17 protein-coding genes are annotated in these 15,734 nt (G+C 72.2%); 6 read left to right on the top strand and 11 right to left on the bottom strand.

The features are described from left to right. Nucleotides 1-3 precede the first annotated feature (3 nt). Entirely contained in the window at nucleotides 4-621 is a 618-nt protein-coding gene (locus QWY28_RS17955) for a TetR/AcrR family transcriptional regulator (protein ID WP_300953950.1), read from the top strand. Further along, entirely contained in the window at nucleotides 614-1,777 is a 1,164-nt protein-coding gene (locus tag QWY28_RS17950; RefSeq protein WP_300953949.1) for an acetyl-CoA C-acetyltransferase, read from the top strand. The genes QWY28_RS17955 and QWY28_RS17950 overlap by 8 nt, the downstream gene beginning before the upstream one ends. A 164-nt stretch (nucleotides 1,778-1,941) precedes the next feature. On the opposite strand, the gene QWY28_RS17945 is transcribed toward QWY28_RS17950, so the two are convergent. The 8 genes from QWY28_RS17945 to QWY28_RS17910 form a co-directional block, all read right to left on the bottom strand. After that, entirely contained in the window at nucleotides 1,942-2,310 is a 369-nt protein-coding gene (locus QWY28_RS17945) for a hypothetical protein (RefSeq protein ID WP_300953948.1), read from the bottom strand. Then, the gene (locus tag QWY28_RS17940) at nucleotides 2,307-2,762 is read right to left on the bottom strand and encodes a hypothetical protein (protein ID WP_300953947.1); all 456 of its coding nucleotides are present in this window, start codon (nucleotides 2,760-2,762) and stop codon (nucleotides 2,307-2,309) included. The genes QWY28_RS17945 and QWY28_RS17940 overlap by 4 nt, the downstream gene beginning before the upstream one ends. A gap of 9 nt (nucleotides 2,763-2,771) precedes the next feature. Continuing rightward, a complete protein-coding gene (locus tag QWY28_RS17935) occupies nucleotides 2,772-3,239 on the bottom strand; it encodes a hypothetical protein (RefSeq protein ID WP_300953946.1) in 468 nt (155 codons plus the stop codon). Between the two features lie 9 nt (nucleotides 3,240-3,248). Then, nucleotides 3,249-4,571 carry a CehA/McbA family metallohydrolase gene (locus QWY28_RS17930; protein WP_300953945.1) on the bottom strand — a complete coding sequence of 441 codons (1,323 nt, stop codon included), beginning with the start codon at nucleotides 4,569-4,571 and terminating at the stop codon, nucleotides 3,249-3,251. Between the two features lie 93 nt (nucleotides 4,572-4,664). Then, nucleotides 4,665-5,747, bottom strand: a complete 1,083-nt coding sequence (locus QWY28_RS17925; protein WP_300953944.1) for an NAD(P)H-dependent flavin oxidoreductase — start codon at nucleotides 5,745-5,747, stop codon at nucleotides 4,665-4,667. Further along, nucleotides 5,744-6,535, bottom strand: coding sequence for a CoA-transferase subunit beta (locus QWY28_RS17920; RefSeq protein WP_300953943.1), 792 nt, complete (start codon nucleotides 6,533-6,535; stop codon nucleotides 5,744-5,746). The genes QWY28_RS17925 and QWY28_RS17920 overlap by 4 nt, the downstream gene beginning before the upstream one ends. Next, on the bottom strand, nucleotides 6,532-7,425 hold the full coding sequence (locus QWY28_RS17915; protein ID WP_300953942.1) for a CoA transferase subunit A: 894 nt from the start codon (nucleotides 7,423-7,425) through the stop codon (nucleotides 6,532-6,534). The genes QWY28_RS17920 and QWY28_RS17915 overlap by 4 nt, the downstream gene beginning before the upstream one ends. Next, complete coding sequence (locus tag QWY28_RS17910; RefSeq protein WP_300953941.1) at nucleotides 7,422-8,177, bottom strand: enoyl-CoA hydratase family protein; 756 nt, start codon at nucleotides 8,175-8,177, stop codon at nucleotides 7,422-7,424. Before QWY28_RS17910 ends, QWY28_RS17915 begins: the two co-directional genes overlap by 4 nt. A 37-nt stretch (nucleotides 8,178-8,214) precedes the next feature. On the opposite strand from QWY28_RS17910, the gene QWY28_RS17905 reads away from it, so the two are divergent. Both QWY28_RS17905 and QWY28_RS17900 read left to right on the top strand, forming a co-directional pair. Further along, the gene (locus QWY28_RS17905) at nucleotides 8,215-8,982 is read left to right on the top strand and encodes an SDR family oxidoreductase (RefSeq protein ID WP_300953940.1); all 768 of its coding nucleotides are present in this window, start codon (nucleotides 8,215-8,217) and stop codon (nucleotides 8,980-8,982) included. Further along, nucleotides 8,979-9,860, top strand: a complete 882-nt coding sequence (locus QWY28_RS17900; RefSeq protein WP_300953939.1) for an SDR family oxidoreductase — start codon at nucleotides 8,979-8,981, stop codon at nucleotides 9,858-9,860. The genes QWY28_RS17905 and QWY28_RS17900 overlap by 4 nt, the downstream gene beginning before the upstream one ends. A gap of 83 nt (nucleotides 9,861-9,943) precedes the next feature. Here the strand turns inward: QWY28_RS17900 and QWY28_RS17895 are convergent, their stop codons facing one another. Continuing rightward, entirely contained in the window at nucleotides 9,944-10,882 is a 939-nt protein-coding gene (locus QWY28_RS17895) for a type IV toxin-antitoxin system AbiEi family antitoxin domain-containing protein (RefSeq protein WP_300953938.1), read from the bottom strand. Between the two features lie 188 nt (nucleotides 10,883-11,070). Beyond that, nucleotides 11,071-12,234 carry a steroid 3-ketoacyl-CoA thiolase gene (locus QWY28_RS17890; RefSeq protein WP_300953937.1) on the bottom strand — a complete coding sequence of 388 codons (1,164 nt, stop codon included), beginning with the start codon at nucleotides 12,232-12,234 and terminating at the stop codon, nucleotides 11,071-11,073. A 138-nt stretch (nucleotides 12,235-12,372) separates the two neighbouring features. Here QWY28_RS17890 and QWY28_RS17885 point away from each other — a divergent pair, with 138 nt between their 5' ends. Then, a complete protein-coding gene (locus tag QWY28_RS17885) occupies nucleotides 12,373-13,617 on the top strand; it encodes a cytochrome P450 (protein WP_300953936.1) in 1,245 nt (414 codons plus the stop codon). Between the two features lie 45 nt (nucleotides 13,618-13,662). Beyond that, entirely contained in the window at nucleotides 13,663-14,904 is a 1,242-nt protein-coding gene (locus tag QWY28_RS17880; RefSeq protein WP_300953935.1) for a cytochrome P450, read from the top strand. Here QWY28_RS17880 and map read toward each other — a convergent pair. Further along, nucleotides 14,895-15,704 (bottom strand): type I methionyl aminopeptidase, encoded by an 810-nt coding sequence (gene map, locus QWY28_RS17875; RefSeq protein WP_300953934.1) that lies wholly within the window; start codon nucleotides 15,702-15,704, stop codon nucleotides 14,895-14,897. The genes QWY28_RS17880 and map overlap by 10 nt on opposite strands. Between the last annotated feature and the right edge of the window lie 30 nt (nucleotides 15,705-15,734).

Genomic DNA, 15,734 nt, shown 5'->3' with positions numbered 1-15,734 from the left:
TCCATGAGCGCGCAGTCCCGCACCGAACGACCGGACCGCCCGGAGAGCACCGATCGCCGCCGCGAGCTGCTGGCGATCGCGGCCGAGCTGTTCGCCGACAAGGGCTTCCGCAACACCACGGTCCGTGACATCGCCGACGCCGCCGGGATCCTCTCCGGCAGCCTCTACCACCACTTCGACTCCAAGGAGTCGATGGTCGACGAGATCCTGTCGTCCTTCCAGGCCGAGCTGTTCGCGGCGTACGACGCGGTGCTGCTCAGCGACGACGACGCGCGGACCAAGATCGAGCGCGCGGTGCGACTGTCCTTCGAGGCGATCGACCGGCACCGGCACGAGGTCGCGATCTTCCAGAACGAGGCCGACCTCCTCGGCCAGCAGGAGCGCTTCGCCTACCTCGCCGAGCGCAACGCCCAGTCCCGCGAGGTGTGGATCACGCTCCTCGACGACGGGCTCCGGTCCGGCGCGCTGCGCCCGGACCTCGACATCGAGCTGACCTACCGCTTCATCCGCGACACCGTCTGGGTCGCGGTGCGGTGGTACCGCCCCGGCGGCAAGCTCACCCACACCGACGTGGCCGACCAGTACCTCACCATCCTCCTAGACGGGATCGCCCATGCCTGAAGCCTTCATCGTCGACGCTGTCCGCACGCCGACCGGCAAGCGCGGCGGCGCGCTCGCCGGCGTGCACTCCGCAGACCTCGCCGCCCACTCGATCTCCGCGCTCGTCGACCGCACCGGCGTCGACCCGGGCGCGGTCGACGACGTCATCCTCGGCTGCTGCGACACGATCGGCTCCCAGGCCGGCGACGTCGCGCGGACCGCGTGGCTCGTCGCGGGCCTGCCCGACCACGTGCCCGGCGTGACCATCGACCGGCAGTGCGGCTCCTCCCAGCAGGCCGTCCACTTCGCGGCCCAGGCCGTCATGTCCGGCACCCAGGACCTCGTCGTCGCCGGCGGCGTGCAGAACATGAGCGCGATCCCGATCTCCGCGGCGATGCTCGTCGGCCAGCAGTACGGCTTCACCACGCCGTTCGCGGAGTCGCCGGGCTGGCAGAAGCGCTTCGGCGACCAGGAGGTCAGCCAGTTCCGCTCCGCGGAGATGATCGCCGAGAAGTGGGGCCACTCCCGCGAGCAGCTCGAGGCGTACGCGCTGGCCTCCCACGAGCGGGCGCTCACCGCGATCGCCGAGGGCCGGTTCGCCCGCGAGATCGCCCCCGTCACGCTGCCCGACGGCTCGACCTTCGAGGTCGACCAGTGCCCCCGGCAGACCTCGCTGGAGAAGATGGCCTCCCTCGAGCCGCTCGCGCCGGGCGGACGGATCACCGCGGCCGTCGCCTCCCAGATCTGCGACGCCTCCTCGGCCGTGCTGATCGCCTCCGAGCAGGCCGTCGCCGACCACGGGCTCACCCCGCGGGCTCGGATCCACCACCTCTCGGTCCGCGGCGACGACCCGGTCTGGATGCTCACCGGCCCCATCCGCGCCACGCGCCACGCGCTTGAGCGGACCGGTCTCTCCGTCGACGACATCGACCTCTTCGAGTGCAACGAGGCGTTCGCCCCGGTCGTGCTCGCGTGGATGGAGGAGATCGGCGTCCCGCACGAGAAGGTCAACGTCAACGGCGGCGGCATCGCGCTGGGTCACCCCATCGGAGCCACCGGCACGCGCCTGATGACCACGCTGCTCAACGAGCTGGAGCGGACCGGCGGGCGCTACGGCCTGCAGACCATGTGCGAGGGCGGCGGCCAGGCGAACGTCACGGTCATCGAGCGCCTCTGAGGGTCGGGGGCTGCTGGGGCTCGGGTCTCGTCGGCGGAGTGCGAGGTTCATCGGCCGGCCGACGAAACTCCCGGTGGGACGATGAAGTTCCATCGGCCACCCGGCAGGTTCATCGGCCGGCCGACGAAACGTCGCCCGTAGGAGCCCCCCGACCCCGACCCCGCTCAGGTCAGCGCGAGCCAGACCCCGACGATGCCGGGGATGGTGCCGAGCAGCAGCCAGGGGGAGAGCGGGTTCTTGCGGTGGATGGCGAGCGCCGCGGCGACGGCCATCACGCCGAAGGCACCGCCAAGGACGCAGAGGCCGACCTGCGAGGTGCGGTTCTCGTCGTCGATGACCAGCCCGGCGATCACGAGACCGGCCGACATGTGCAGGATCGTGGTCGCGGCGAGCACCGAGAGCACGTAGCGCTGGACGACGTCGATGCTCATCGACCGCTGGCTGCCCCCGGGCCGGACCGGTCGGGCGGGGCGCGGGTTGTCGGGGTCCAGCAGGTGACGGGCCCGGCGAGGCGGGGGCGTCGGGGCGCTCATGCCTCCGAGGGTACGGCGGCCCGCCGGCGGCCCGCGGTCAGGGTCGCCACCAGCGCGGTCCACCCGGCCACCGTCGCGAGGCCGCCGAGCCCCATGGCGGCGTACGTGACGCTCCACCCGAGGTCGCCGTCACCGAGGACGTGCATGACCAGCGAGCCGACGCTGTCCTCGGTGTCGCCGAAGTCGAAGGAGACCGCCCCGAACAGCAGCATCCCCGCCCAGGTGACCAGCTGGGCGACCGCCTGCGGCCGGGTGAGGCGGCGTGGCCGGCCCGGCTGGGTCAGCGCGAGCACCGTCGTCACGAGCAGCGCCAGCAGGAGCACCGGCACGAGGGTCACCAGGTAGACCAGCATCATCCAGCCGCCGACGCCGAAGAGCAGGCGGCCGATCCAGACCCAGGCCACGAGCAGCAGGTTGAGGGGGATCATCCAGAGCAGGACGGTGCGCTCCATGCCGGCGACCTACGCGGGCACGCGGGTCGTGGCGGCGCGCCGGCCCGCGGTGAGGGTCACCAGCAGCGACACCCAGGCGCCGACCGTGACGAGGGCAGCCAGCCCCATCCCCACGAAGGTCGCCGCCCACCCGAGGTCGTTGTCGCCGAGCAGCCGGATGAGCAACGAGACATCCCCTTCCTCGCTGGCGCCCAGCGTGTCGCCGTACTCGATGGAGACGGCGCCGAAGACGAGCATCCCGCCCCAGACCGCGAGCTGCGCCCGGGCCTGGGAGCGGGTGAGGTCGCGTGGCCGGCCGGGCTGGGTGAGGGACAGCACGGTCGTCACCAGCAGGCCCACCAGCAGCACCGGGACGAGGGTGAGCAGGTAGACGAGCACCATCAGCCCGCCCATCCCGAAGAGCATCCGGCCCAGCCACACCCAGGCGACGAGCACCAGGTTCAGCGGGATCATCCACAGCAGCACGGCGCGGGTCACGCGGGCACTCTAGGCCGCCTCGATCCACCAGGGGCTGGTGTAGGCGACACCGAGGTCGTTGCCGGGGTGGCCGTCGGGCCCGGGCGTGGCGTTGCGCTCGGTCGGGTCCGCGACCCGCAGCAGCACCCAGTCGCCGTCGGCGAGGTCGAGCGGCAGCCGGAACCGGACGACCGGGCCGACCTCGAAGTCCACGACCCGGACGACGGTCGGCACCTCGCTGCCGGGGCGCAGCACCTGCACCACCAGGGGCCGGCCGCGCCACTCGCGGTCGCGAGCGAGGTCGAGCTCGACGGTGACGACGCCGCGGCCGCGGGGGAGGCGCAGCACCGAGCCCATCCGGGTGCGGCGGCCGCCGCGCGGCGTGGCCGTGGCGTCGACCCGCAGGCCCGAGGTCCGGGTGGCGAAGAACCGCCGTGCGGCCATCGCCCGCTTGACCCCGACCCGCGAGTGCTCGGCGACCCACAGACCCGTGCGGCCCTTGCCCTCCGGGTGGCCCCAGTCGGTCCCGTGCTCGTCGGTGACGCCGGTGATGCCGGTGCGCCAGCCCGCGTCGAGGCAGGCGACCAGCGGGCTGGAGCGCCCGTCGGCGTACCCCTCGAAGAGGTAGTCGTCGCCGCGGTTGAACATCTCCAGCGACACCACCCGGTCGCGCACGCGCGGGTCGAAGTGGAACTCCTGGAACCGCCCCGGCTCCCGCCCGGGATGGTTGAAGCCGGCCAGGCCGTCGGCTCCGCCGTCGAGGACCAGCCCGGGCTTGCGCCGCAGCCAGTCGAGGAACGGTTGCATCAGCCCGGCCTGGAGGACGTCGACGTAGTGCTCGGTGAACCAGACGTTGACGTGCCCGAGCAGCGGCTCGGACCACTCGAAGCCCCGGATGGCGGTGAAGGCGCCGTCCTGGTCGGCCGCGTCGGCGTACGCCGCGGTCCGCGCCCACCCGCTGCGGGTCAGGCCGGCGACCTGGGTGTACTCCGGCGGCAGGATCCCGGCCAGCAGCTCCCCGAGCAGGTTGTCCGACAGCGTCGCGTGGTCGGTCAGGGCCGCGACGTCGAGGCCGGCGGCGCGCATCGAGTCGAAGGCGAGCGCCGGGTCGCCGTCACCGTCGGAGAGCAGCGTGTGGTTGTGCAGGTCGGCGTGGACCAGGAGGGTGCCGCGGGTGATCCGCGAGGTGCGCGACGCGCCCCGGGCGGCCCGGGCGCCGGGGTCGGCGACGGCCGGCGTGTCCGGCCCGAGGGTGCCGGCCACGAGGAGGCCGGCGCCCGCGGAGGCGAGGGCGGTACGCCGCGTGAACGGGCGGCTGGGCAGCGTGTGGCCGGCGTGGGCGTCGTCGCACATGACCTGCCAACGCGCGTCGGACCGTGCGGGTGACGGGCGGGCGGCTGAACAGCCGGCGAACAACCGGCCCCGGCGGTTCCCGGGGCCGGTCCCTCAGACGACGTACGACGCGGCGCGGCGCAGCTCCTCGGCGGCGCCGGTGACGATCCGGTCGACGAGCTCCTCGCAGCTGGGCAGGTCGTCGATCATCCCGACGACCTGGCCGCTGGCCAGCACCCCGGCGCTCGTGTCGCCCTCGACGAGACCCGCCTTGAGCATCGTGGGGGTGTTGGCGGCGAGCGCCATCTGGCCCAGCGTGCGGCCCTGCGCCTTGCGCATCGAGCGGCCGTCCCTGGCCAGCGCCAGCCAGCTCATGCCCGAGTCGCGCTTGAACTCGATCGTGCGGCGCACGGTGGGGGCCAGCCGCTGGAGCGTGCCGGTCTCCTCGAGCTCCGCGACGAGGTCGGTGCGCAGCATCCGGTGCGGCATGCCGTCGACCTTGGCGGTGACCACGGTGTCGGTGAGGCCGCGCTCGAGGTAGAGCTGCTTCACGGCGTCCGGCACGGCGCTGTCGCGCGTGAGGAGGAAGCGCGTGCCCATGCCGACGCCGGCGGCGCCGTACGACAGCGCGGCGGCGAGGCCGCGGCCGTCGAAGAACCCACCGGCGGCGACGACGGGGATGTCACTGCCCGCGCCGCGCAGGGCGTCCAGGACGCTCGGCAGGAGGAGCGTGGTCGGCACCGGCCCGGTGTGGCCACCGCCCTCGCCGCCCTGGACCATCACCGCGTCGGCACCCCAGGAGGCGACCTTGACCGCGTGCTTGGCGGCGCCGATCGACGGCATCACGACGATGCCGTGCTCCTTGAGCGTCGCGATCAGCTCCGGCTTCGGCGCGAGCGCGAAGGACGCGACCTTGACCCCGTGGTCGATCAGCAGCCGGCAGCGGTCGGGCGCGTCGGCCGCGTCGGCGCGGAGGTTCACACCGAACGGCTGGTCGGTGCGGCCCTTGACCTCCACGATCGCCTGCTCCAGCTCGGCGAAGGTCATCGTGGCACTGGCGATGATGCCCAGGCCGCCGGCGTTCGCGGTGCCGCTGACCAGGCGCGGGCCCGAGACCCAGCCCATCCCGGTCTGCACCACCGGGTGGCGGACCCCGGTGAGGTCGGTGAACGGGGTGCGGACCAGCTGCTCGATCATCGCGCCTGCTCCTCGGGCTGCGGGACCTCCTTGAAGCGCAGGCCCTTGGGGTCCAGCACCTCGCGGATGATGACCTGCTCCTCGGCCGTCGGCTCGCGCGTGACCGGCACGTCGGCCGGCACGTCGAGCTCGAACCCGGTCGCGGCGCGCACCTCGTCGAGCCCCACACCGGGGTGGACGCTCAGCAGCCGCACGGTGTCGTCCGCGCCGCGGACGTCGAGCACCGCGAGGTTGGTGACGATGCGGTGGATGTCGTTGTACGTCGCCGCGCCCGGGCCGGCCTCCTTGGCGCGCTTCGGACCGACGCCGGAGACGATGTCGACGGCCTCGACGAAGACGCGGGTGGAGTGCTTGGGCACCCAGTACGACGTCCGGTTGTTGACCGTGTTGCCCGGCGCGCCCCGCGAGCCGAGCAGCTGGCGCTTCGGGCGCGACCAGTCGCCGATGGCGGAGATGTTCTGGTTGCCGTGCCGGTCGACCTGCGTCGCACCCATCATCACGTGCCGCTTGCCGTAGGCGACGACGTCGAAGACCTTGCGGAACGGGATCCACCCCTCCACCACGTCGCCCGTGGCGAACAGCGGCGGGACGCCGGCGAGGAACAGCGACTCGCCGTCGCTGATGACCAGGTCGGGGTTGCTGGTCAGCTTGGCCAGCCGGACGCCCAGCATCGGCAGCATGCCCATGGGGCTGGCGAAGATCTCGCCGTCGTCGCGGAACGCGTCCGCGATGGCGGCCGCGCAGACGTCGGCCCGGCTCACGGTGCCGGTCGTGGACTCGGTGCTCACTTGCTCTCCTCCGCGAACGCGGCGACGGCCGCCTGGTAGGCGTCCTCGTCCCCGGACAGGAACCTCTGCTCGAACGTGGCCCACTCCTCGTCGGACCCGCCGGCCGCGGCTGCGTAGGCCCGCTGGAACCGCTCGTCGCGCTCGTAGTCGGGCGTGCAGGTCGTGAAGTGCGCCCCGTTCGGCGCCTCGACCACGCCGCTGACCATCATCCGGCTCAGCAGCAGCCGCTGGACGGGCGTGTCGACGGTCAGCCCGGCGGTGTCGACCACCTGCTCGACGGAGACGAACGCGCGGTCGGCGGCCATGCAGAACAGGTCGTCGAAGTACGGGTCGGGTCCGAGGTACGTCGCGTTGCCGTGCTTGTCGGCCCGGTTGAGGTGCACGAGCGCCACGTCGAGGTGGAGCGCCGGCACGGCGACCAGCTCCTCGTGGGCGCCGTCGGCGGCGGCGTACGGGCTGGTGATCGTGGAGATCCAGGGCTGGTTCACCAGGACGTCGGAGCCGAGGCCGGCGCGCATCGGCAGGAACGGCAGCCGCTGGGCGGCCGCACGCAGGCCGGTCTGGAACATGCCCTCGTCGAGCTCGACGAGCTCGGGGATCGTGCCCGCCTGCCGGGCCCGCTGGAAGTTCGGCTCGAGCGGGACGGAGTCGAGGGAGACGAACGCGAAGACCAGCTTGCGGATCTTGCCGGCGCGCGCGAGCAGGCCGACGTCGGCGCCGCCCCAGCTGACGATGGTGAGGTCCTCGAGGTCGCTGCGCAGGATCGCGCGGACCAGGGCCATCGGCTTGCGCCGCGGGCCCCAGCCGCCGATGCCGATGGTCATGCCGTCGCGCAGCTCGGCGACGACGTCGTCGATGCTCATCCGCTTGTCGCGGGGTCCGTTGCTCACTTCTTCGCCTTCTCTGTCCCTGCGAACTCGTCACGGAGCTCGTCGCTGACACCGGCGAGATTGAGCTCGAAGGTGAAACCCTGCTCGAACCGGTAGCTCTTGTTCACGTCGATCGGGTCGATCCCGTTGAGCGCCTCCTTGGCGGCGCGGACGACCCGGGTGTCCTTCGCGGCGATCTCGGCGGCGACCGTCATCGCGGCGTCGTCGAGCTGGTCACGGGGGACCACCTCGAGCACGCTGCCGAACTGCACGAGGTCCTTCGCCGGGATGGTCCGGGCGGTGAAGTAGAGGGTGCGCATCATGTGCTGGGGGACCAGCCGGGCCATGTGCGTCGCCGCGCCGAGCGCGCCCTGGTTCACCTCGGGGACGCCGAAGTAGGCGTCCTCGCTGGCGACCACGCAGTCGGCGTTGCCGACCAGGCCGACGCCGCCGCCGAGGCAGAACCCGTTGACCGCGGCGATGACCGGGACCGAGCACTCGTAGACCGCCTTGAACGCCGCGTAGCAGCCCTTGTTGGCGCCGATGAGCGCCTCGAAGCCCGTGGTGCCCTGCATCTCCTTGATGTCGACGCCGGCGTTGAAGCCGCGTCCCTCCGCGCGGAGCACGACGACGTGCGTGGCCTGGTCGCGGCTGGCTTCGTCGAGCGCGGCGGCGACGTCGAACCAGCCCTGGACCGTGAGGGCGTTGACCGGTGGGTGGGCCATCGTGACGACGCGGATCCCGTCCGCACGCAGCTCCGAGGTGATCGGCATGAGTGCCAACCTAGCATTTGCTTGGTAGGGTCGCAGCATGTCGCTCGCCATCGATCTCTCCGGCCGCGTCGCCCTGGTGACCGGCGGCACGAAGGGCATCGGCCTCGGCGTCACGCAGGCCCTCGTCGCCGCGGGGGCCACGGTCGTGACCTGCTCCCGCTCGGCGGTCGAGCCGGTCCCCGGGACGACCCACCATGTGTGCGACGTCCGCGACGCCGCCTCCGTCGAGGCGCTGGTCGCCGCGGTCGTCGCGGCCCACGGGCGGCTCGACGTGCTGGTCAACAACGCCGGCGGGGCGCCGTACGCGCTGGCGGCCGAGGCCTCGCCCCGCTTCCACGACAAGGTCGTCGGGCTCAACCTGATGGCGCCGCTGGTCGCCGCGCAGGCCGCCAACCGGGTCATGCAGGACCAGGCCGGCGGCGGCTCGATCGTCAACATCTCCTCGGTCTCCGCCACCCGGCCCTCGCCGGGCACGGCCGCGTACGGCGCGGCGAAGGCCGGCCTGGACTCCCTCACCCGGTCGCTGGCCATCGAGTGGGCACCGCGCGTGCGGATGAACGCGATCGACGTCGGGTTGTGTCGCACCGAGAACACCGACGACCACTACGGCGGGGACGCCGGCGTCGCCGCGATCGAGCGGACCATCCCGCTCGGCCGGATGGCGCGGCCCGAGGAGATCGGCCACGTCGTCGCCTTCCTCGCCAGCGACCTCGCGTCCTACGTCTCCGGCGCTCGCCTCGAGTGCCACGGCGGCGGCGAGCCGCCCGTCTTCCTGTCCGCCCTCACCCAGGAGCAGAACTCATGAGCACCCTCCTCGACGGCCGCGTCGCCATCGTCACCGGCGCCGGCCGCGGCATCGGCCGCGCCCACGCGCTCGAGCTGGCCCGGCACGGCGCACGCGTCGTCGTCAACGACTACGGCGTCTCCCTCTCCGGCGAGGGCACGGGCGAGACCCCGGCCGAGTCGGTCGTCGCCGAGATCGAGGCGATGGGCGGCCAGGCGGTCGTCAACGGCGCGGACGTCGCCGACTTCGCCGCCGCCGAGGCGATGGTCCAGCAGGCCATCGACACCTTCGGCGGGCTGGACATCCTGGTCAACAACGCCGGCTTCGTCCGCGACCGGATGCTCGTCAACACCTCCGAGGAGGAGTGGGACGCCGTCATCCGCGTGCACCTCAAGGGCCACTTCGCCCCGCTGCGGCACGCCGGTGCGTACTGGCGCAACGAGGCCAAGGCCGGCCGCACGCGCGCGGCGCGGGTCGTCAACACCTCCTCGGGCGCCGGCCTGCAGGGGTCCATCGGCCAGGCGACGTACTCCGCGGCCAAGGCGGGCATCGCCGGGCTCACCCTCGTCGCGGCCGCCGAGCTCGGCCGGTACGGCGTCACCGTGAACGCCATCGCGCCCGTCGCCCGCACCCGGATGACCGAGGGCGCCTTCGACACCTCCGCCATGCCCGAGCCGGAGGACAACTCGCCGGTCGTCGCGTGGCTCGCCTCCGAGGAGGCCGGCGACGTCACCGGCCGCGTCATCGAGATCGAGGGCGGCACCATCACCCTCGAGAACGCCTGGGCGCACGGCCCCTCCCGCGACAACGGCACCCGCTGGACCGCCACCGACCTCGGCCCCGTCGTCCGCGACCTCATCGCCTCCGCTCCTGCGCCGGAGCCGGTGTACGGGGCGTAGGTCGGCGACGTTTCATCGGCCGGCCGCTGAAGCTCCCGGTGGGCCGATGAAGTTCCATCGGCCCACCGCCAGTTTCATTGCGCTCAGGCGGCGGCCGGCCTCAGGTGACGCTCCAGGCGAGCGCGGAGTGCCGTCGGGTTCCTGAGGTCTGCCCAGCTGATCCGGATCACCACCCAGCCGGTCAGCTCGCGGATCCGGTCCTCGCGCCTCTTCTCGCGCAGGACCATCTGCTCGATGGTCTCGCCGGGTCGGCGGTAGCGGTGGTACTTCTCCTCGCCGTCGAACTCCACGACCACCCCGTGCTCCGGCCAAGCGAAGTCGACGATGCCTGCGAGCCGGCCGTCGACGTCGTACACCTCGAGCTGGAGCACGGGCGCCGGAAGGCCGAGGTCGCCCAGGATCAGGCGGGTGCGCGTCTCGCCGACGCTGTCCGATCCGTCGCGCGCGTGGTCGACCTTGAGGGTCAGGCCGAGGTGGTCCGCCCAGGCGTGGCGTCCTGCCACGACCATCGACAGCTCCTCGGTGGTGGTCAGGCGCTGCCGGAGGAACCAGTCGAGCACGCAGACGGCCGCGTCGCGATCGAGGATGGAGGCGCTGTCGAGGGCGGTCCGCGCCGGGCTGGTGATCCAGTGGCCGTGCATCCGCGTGAGGTCCGGGACGCGGCACGTGCCGCGGTGATGACGCACCCGCGCCTGCGTCCGCTCGCCCGCGGCGAACAGGTCGGTCAGGTGGACCAGGTCGGTCGGCACCTGCCAGTCAGGTGCGCCGTACGCCAGCGCGGCGCTGGTGTGGGAGAGCGCCACGTCGTCGCCGTACAACGTCATCACGCCCCGCGCGAGCATCAGGTGCCTCTGCCGCTCGCTCGCGGCCGACCACAGACTCGTCAGCGCGTACACCCCGTGCCGGAGCCGGACCAGGACGCCGCCCCGCATGAGCCGCTTGATGGCGTTGTCGTCGACCCCTGCAGCGACGAGGTCGCGGCGCAGAACGACTCCGAGGTCGTCGGTCAGGTGCTCGATCATGCAGCCGAGACTGACCGACTTCGACCCACCGCGCACCGTGCGGACAGGCTGCCTGTGGACAACCTCGAGGAGGGTTCATCGGTCGGCCGATGAAGCTATCGGTGGGACGCTGAAGTTTCATCGGCCAACCGGGAGTTCCATCGGCCGGCCGATGAAACTTCCGCCGACCCGCCCGCCGGCGCCCAGTGTCAGACCCGTTCGAGGATGGTGCCGGTGGCCATGGCGCCGCCGGCGCACATGGAGACGAGGGCGGTGGAGGCGTCGCGGCGCTCGAGCTCGTGGAGGGCGGTGGTGATCAGCCGCGTGCCGGTGGAGCCGACGGGGTGGCCGAGGGCGATGGCGCCGCCGTTGACGTTGACGCGGTCCATGTCGACCGAGTGCTGGCCGGCCCAGGACAGCACGACGGAGGCGAACGCCTCGTTGACCTCGAACAGGTCGAGGTCGGAGATCGACATGCCGGCGCGGGCGAGCGCCCGCGAGGTGGCCTCGATGGGTCCGTCGAGGTGGTAGTACGGGTCGGAGCCGACCAGGCAGTGGGTGACGATCCGGGCGCGGGGGGTGAGCCCGAGCGAGCGCGCCTTGTCCTCGTCCATGATCAGCACGGCGGACGCGCCGTCGCTGATCTGCGAGGACGTGCCGGCGGTGTGGAGGCCGTCGGGAAGGACGGTACGCAGCGAGGCGAGGCCGTCGGCGGTGGTGTCACGCAGGCCCTGGTCGCTGTCGACGAGGCGGGTCTCGCCGGTGGGGGAGCCGTCCTCGCCGAGGACCGGCGCCTCGACGGGGGCGATCTCGCGCTTGAAGCGGCCCTCGTCGACGGCGACGCGGGCCTTGTGCTGCGAGGCGAGACCGAACGCGTCGAGGTCGGCGCGGCTGAGGCCCCGGTTGCGGGCGATCCGGTCGGCGGCCTCGAACTGGTTGGGCATGTCGATGGTCCAGTCGTCCGGGCGCGGGTCGCCGAGCCCGGGCGGGACGTTGCCGCCGAGGGGGATCCGCGACATCGACTCGACGCCGCAGGCGATGCCGACGTCGATCGTGCCGGCAGCCACCATGTCGTGGACGAGGTGGGCCGACTGCTGGCCGGAGCCGCACTGGGCGTCGATCGCGGTCGCGCCGGTGTGCTGGGGCAGCCCGGCGTGCAGCCACGCGCGGCGGACCATGTCGTTGGACTGCTCGCCCGCCTGGGTCACGCAACCGCCGACGACCTGCTCGACCAGCTCGGGGTCGACGCCGGCACGGGCCAGCACCTCACGCTGGGCGAAGCCGAGGAGGACGGCGGGATGGACGCCCGCGAGCCACCCCTTCTTCTTGCCGAGGGGGGTGCGGACGGCGTCGATGATCACGGGAGTGCCCATGCAGGCAGACTAGAACACGTTCTCGTTCTGCGGGAGACCCGTCCGGGCCGAGGAGTGCTTCCCATCCGTACCGAGAGTATGTAACCTCGGCCACTAGAACGTGTTCCACTAGAGCCGACCCTCCGCAAAGGACCGCCCGTGACCTCTCTCGCCGTGCCGGTGTTCGACCCGACCGATCCCGACGTGATGGCCGAGCGCCTGCCGCACGAGGAGCTGCTCGCCCTGCGGCGCACGGCGCCGGTCTCGTGGATCGCCCAGGACGAGGCGGCCCGGGCGGGCTTCCCGGACCACGAGGGTTACTGGGCGCTCAGCCGGCACGCCGACGTCGCGGCGGTCTCCAAGGACCAGGCCAACTTCTCCACGCGCGAGAACGGCGTGATCATCCGGTTCGCGCCGGAGATGACCCGCGAGGAGGTCGAGCAGACCGGCTTCCTGCTGATCAACCACGACGCCCCCGACCACACCAAGCTGCGCCAGATCGTCTCCCGCGCCTTCACCCCGCGGGCCATCAACGCGCTGCACGACGGGCTCAAGGCGCGCGCGGAGCAGATCGTCGACGACGCGCTCGCCAAGGGCGAGGGCAACTTCGTCGAGGACGTCGCCGCCGAGCTCCCGCTGCAGGCGATCGCCGAGCTGCTCGGCGTGCCCCAAGCCGACCGCGGCAAGCTCTTCGAGTGGTCCAACCAGATGCTGTCCTACGACGACCCCGAGGTCGAGGGCGACCAGATGACGGCGTTCATGGAGATCCTCGCCTACTCGATGGCGCTGGCCGACGAGCGCCGCACGAACCCGCAGGACGACATCCTGACCCGCCTCGTCACCGCCGACGTGAAGGTGGGTGACGAGGAGGGCCGCGGCCTGACCGACGACGAGTTCGGCTTCTTCATGATCCTGCTCGCGGTGGCCGGCAACGAAACCACCCGCAACGCCATCACCTGGGGCATGCACGCGTTCCTGCAGAACCCCGACCAGTGGGAGCTCTACAAGCGCGAGCGCCCCGCGACCGCCGTCGACGAGATCATCCGGTGGGCGACCCCGGTCACCGTCTTCCAGCGCACGGCGACGAACGACGTCGAGATCGGCGGCCAGGCGATCCGCAAGGGCGACCGCGTCGGCCTGCTCTACGCCAGCGCCAACTTCGACGAGGACGTGTTCGAGGACCCGTTCCGCTTCGACGTCACGCGCGACCACAACCCGCACCAGGCGTTCGGTGGGCACGGCGCGCACTACTGCATCGGCGCGAACCTCGCCCGGCTGGAGGTCGACCTGATCTTCCGCGCCCTGGCCGACCGGGACGCCAACCTCACGCAGCTGTCCGAGCCGCGCAAGCTGCGCAGCTCGTGGATCAACGGGGTCAAGGAGCTGCGCGTCGCCTACCGGTGACGTGCTCGGGGCCGGCTCGACCATTCAGGATCAGGGAGGAACGCAGTGACCGCATCCGACGTCCTCGTCGAGGGCTTCGACCCCACGGACCCCTTCGTGAACGAGAAGGCCGTCCCGCACGACCAGTTCCGGGCGATGCGCCAGGCCGGGCCGCTCACGTGGGTCGAGCAGGCACCCGGGACGTACGACGGCATGGCCGCCGCGTCCGGCAGCGGCTACTGGGCCGTGACCCGGCACGCCGACGTCTCGGCCGTCTCGAAGAACTCCAAGGACTGGTCCAACGCCGAGAACGGCGCGATCATCCGGTTCTCCGAGGGCATGCTGCGCGAGCAGGTCGAGATGCAGCGGGTGATCATGCTCAACCAGGACGCCCCCGAGCACCCGACGACCCGGCAGATCGTGTCGCGGGCGTTCACCCCGCGCTCGATCAACGAGCTCGAGGACCTCATGCGGCAGCGGGCGGCGGCGATCGTCCAGGCGGCGGTCGAGCGGGGGACCGGCGACTTCGTCGAGGAGGTGGCCGCCGAGCTGCCCCTGCAGGCGATCGCCGACCTCATCGGCGTGCCGCAGGAGGACCGGTTCAAGCTGTTCGACTGGTCGAACCAGATGCTCGCCTCCGACGACCCGGACTACCCCGGCGACCCGGACGTGGCGGCGGCGGAGATCCTCGGCTACGCGATGGCGATGGCCGCCGAGCGGCAGGCCAACCCCCGCGACGACCTGATCACCCGGCTGCTCAACGCCCACAAGGGCGAGCGCGGGCTCACCGACGACGAGTTCGGCTACTTCGTCATCCTGCTCGCCGTCGCGGGCAACGAGACCACCCGCAACGCCATCTCCCACGGCATGAACGCCTTCCTCGACAACCCCGACCAGTGGGAGCTGTGGAAGGCCGAGCGGCCGGCCACGATGGTCGACGAGGTCGTCCGCTGGGGCACCCCGGTCACCGTCTTCCAGCGGACCGCGGTGCGAGACGTCGAGATCGGCGGCGTGACCGTCACCCAGGGGCAGCGGGTCGGGCTGTTCTACGCGAGCGCCAACTTCGACGAGTCGGTCTTCGAGGACCCGTTCCGCTTCGACATCACCCGCGACCCCAACCCGCAGCTCGGGTTCGGCGGGCACGGCGCCCACTACTGCCTCGGCGCGAACCTCGCCCGCCAGGAGATCCGGGTCATCTTCGACGCGCTCGCCGACCACGCCCCGGACATCGTCAAGGAGCGCGAGCCGCGACGGCTGCGGCACTCCTGGATCAACGGGCTCAAGGACCTCCCGGTCCGCTACGCCTGAGCCGGCGCGAGCCCGCCCCTGAGGACGGGCTCGCGCTCGCGCGCGGTCAGCACGAGCGGGCCGTCCTCGGTGACGGCCACCGTGTGCTCCATGTGGGCGCCGCGGGAGCCGTCGAGGCTGCGGATCGTCCAGCCGTCGGCGTCGGTGAAGATCTCGTCGGTCGAGTGCAGGAACCACGGCTCGATCGCGATCACCAGGCCGGGCTTCAGCGTGTAGCCACGGCCGGCGCGGCCGTCGTTGGCGATGTGCGGATCGCCGTGCATCGTCCGGCCGACGCCGTGGCCGCCGAACTGCGTGTTGACCCGCAGTCCCGCCTCGCGAGCGACCGACCCGATGGCGTGGGAGATGTCGCCGATCTTCGCTCCGGGCTGGGCGGCGGAGATGCCGGCCTCGAGCGCCCGCTGGGTGGTGTTGATCAGCGCGAGGTCCTCGGGGCGCGCGGTGCCCACGACGAGCGAGTAGGCCGAGTCGGAGACCCAGCCGTCGACGCTCGCGGCGAAGTCGACGCTGAGCAGGTCGCCGTCCTGGAGCACGTAGTCGCGGGGGAGCCCGTGCAGCACCGCGTCGTTGACCGACGTGCACAGCACCTTTCCGAACGGCGAGGCGCCGAACGACGGGTGGTAGTCGATGTAGCAGGACTCCGCGCCGCGCTCGCGGATCATCCGGTGGGCCAGCGCGTCGAGCTCGAGCAGGTTGACCCCCACGTCGGCGGCCTCGGCGAGCGCGGTGACGACATCGGAGACGAAGCGCCCGGCGGCGCGCATCTCCTCGATCTGGGCGGGGGTGCGGAGCTCGATCACGGGCCCGAGCCTAGTCGGCCGACGGGCGCC

The sequence above is a fragment of the Nocardioides oceani genome (genome assembly GCF_030412965.1).
GTDB lineage: Bacteria > Actinomycetota > Actinomycetes > Propionibacteriales > Nocardioidaceae > Nocardioides > Nocardioides oceani.
The sequence above is the reverse complement of the archived record's forward strand: the minus strand, read 5'-3'. Positions and strand labels throughout refer to the sequence as shown.

Coding starts and splice junctions, on each gene's coding strand:
- QWY28_RS17955 (WP_300953950.1), top strand. CDS start 4: ATGAGCGCGCAGTCCCGCACCGAACGACCGGACCGCCCGGAGAGCACC.
- QWY28_RS17950 (WP_300953949.1), top strand. CDS start 614: ATGCCTGAAGCCTTCATCGTCGACGCTGTCCGCACGCCGACCGGCAAG.
- QWY28_RS17945 (WP_300953948.1), bottom strand. CDS start 2,310: ATGAGCGCCCCGACGCCCCCGCCTCGCCGGGCCCGTCACCTGCTGGAC.
- QWY28_RS17940 (WP_300953947.1), bottom strand. CDS start 2,762: ATGGAGCGCACCGTCCTGCTCTGGATGATCCCCCTCAACCTGCTGCTC.
- QWY28_RS17930 (WP_300953945.1), bottom strand. CDS start 4,571: ATGTGCGACGACGCCCACGCCGGCCACACGCTGCCCAGCCGCCCGTTC.
- QWY28_RS17925 (WP_300953944.1), bottom strand. CDS start 5,747: ATGATCGAGCAGCTGGTCCGCACCCCGTTCACCGACCTCACCGGGGTC.
- QWY28_RS17910 (WP_300953941.1), bottom strand. CDS start 8,177: ATGCCGATCACCTCGGAGCTGCGTGCGGACGGGATCCGCGTCGTCACG.
- QWY28_RS17905 (WP_300953940.1), top strand. CDS start 8,215: ATGTCGCTCGCCATCGATCTCTCCGGCCGCGTCGCCCTGGTGACCGGC.
- QWY28_RS17900 (WP_300953939.1), top strand. CDS start 8,979: ATGAGCACCCTCCTCGACGGCCGCGTCGCCATCGTCACCGGCGCCGGC.
- QWY28_RS17895 (WP_300953938.1), bottom strand. CDS start 10,882: ATGATCGAGCACCTGACCGACGACCTCGGAGTCGTTCTGCGCCGCGAC.
- QWY28_RS17890 (WP_300953937.1), bottom strand. CDS start 12,234: ATGGGCACTCCCGTGATCATCGACGCCGTCCGCACCCCCCTCGGCAAG.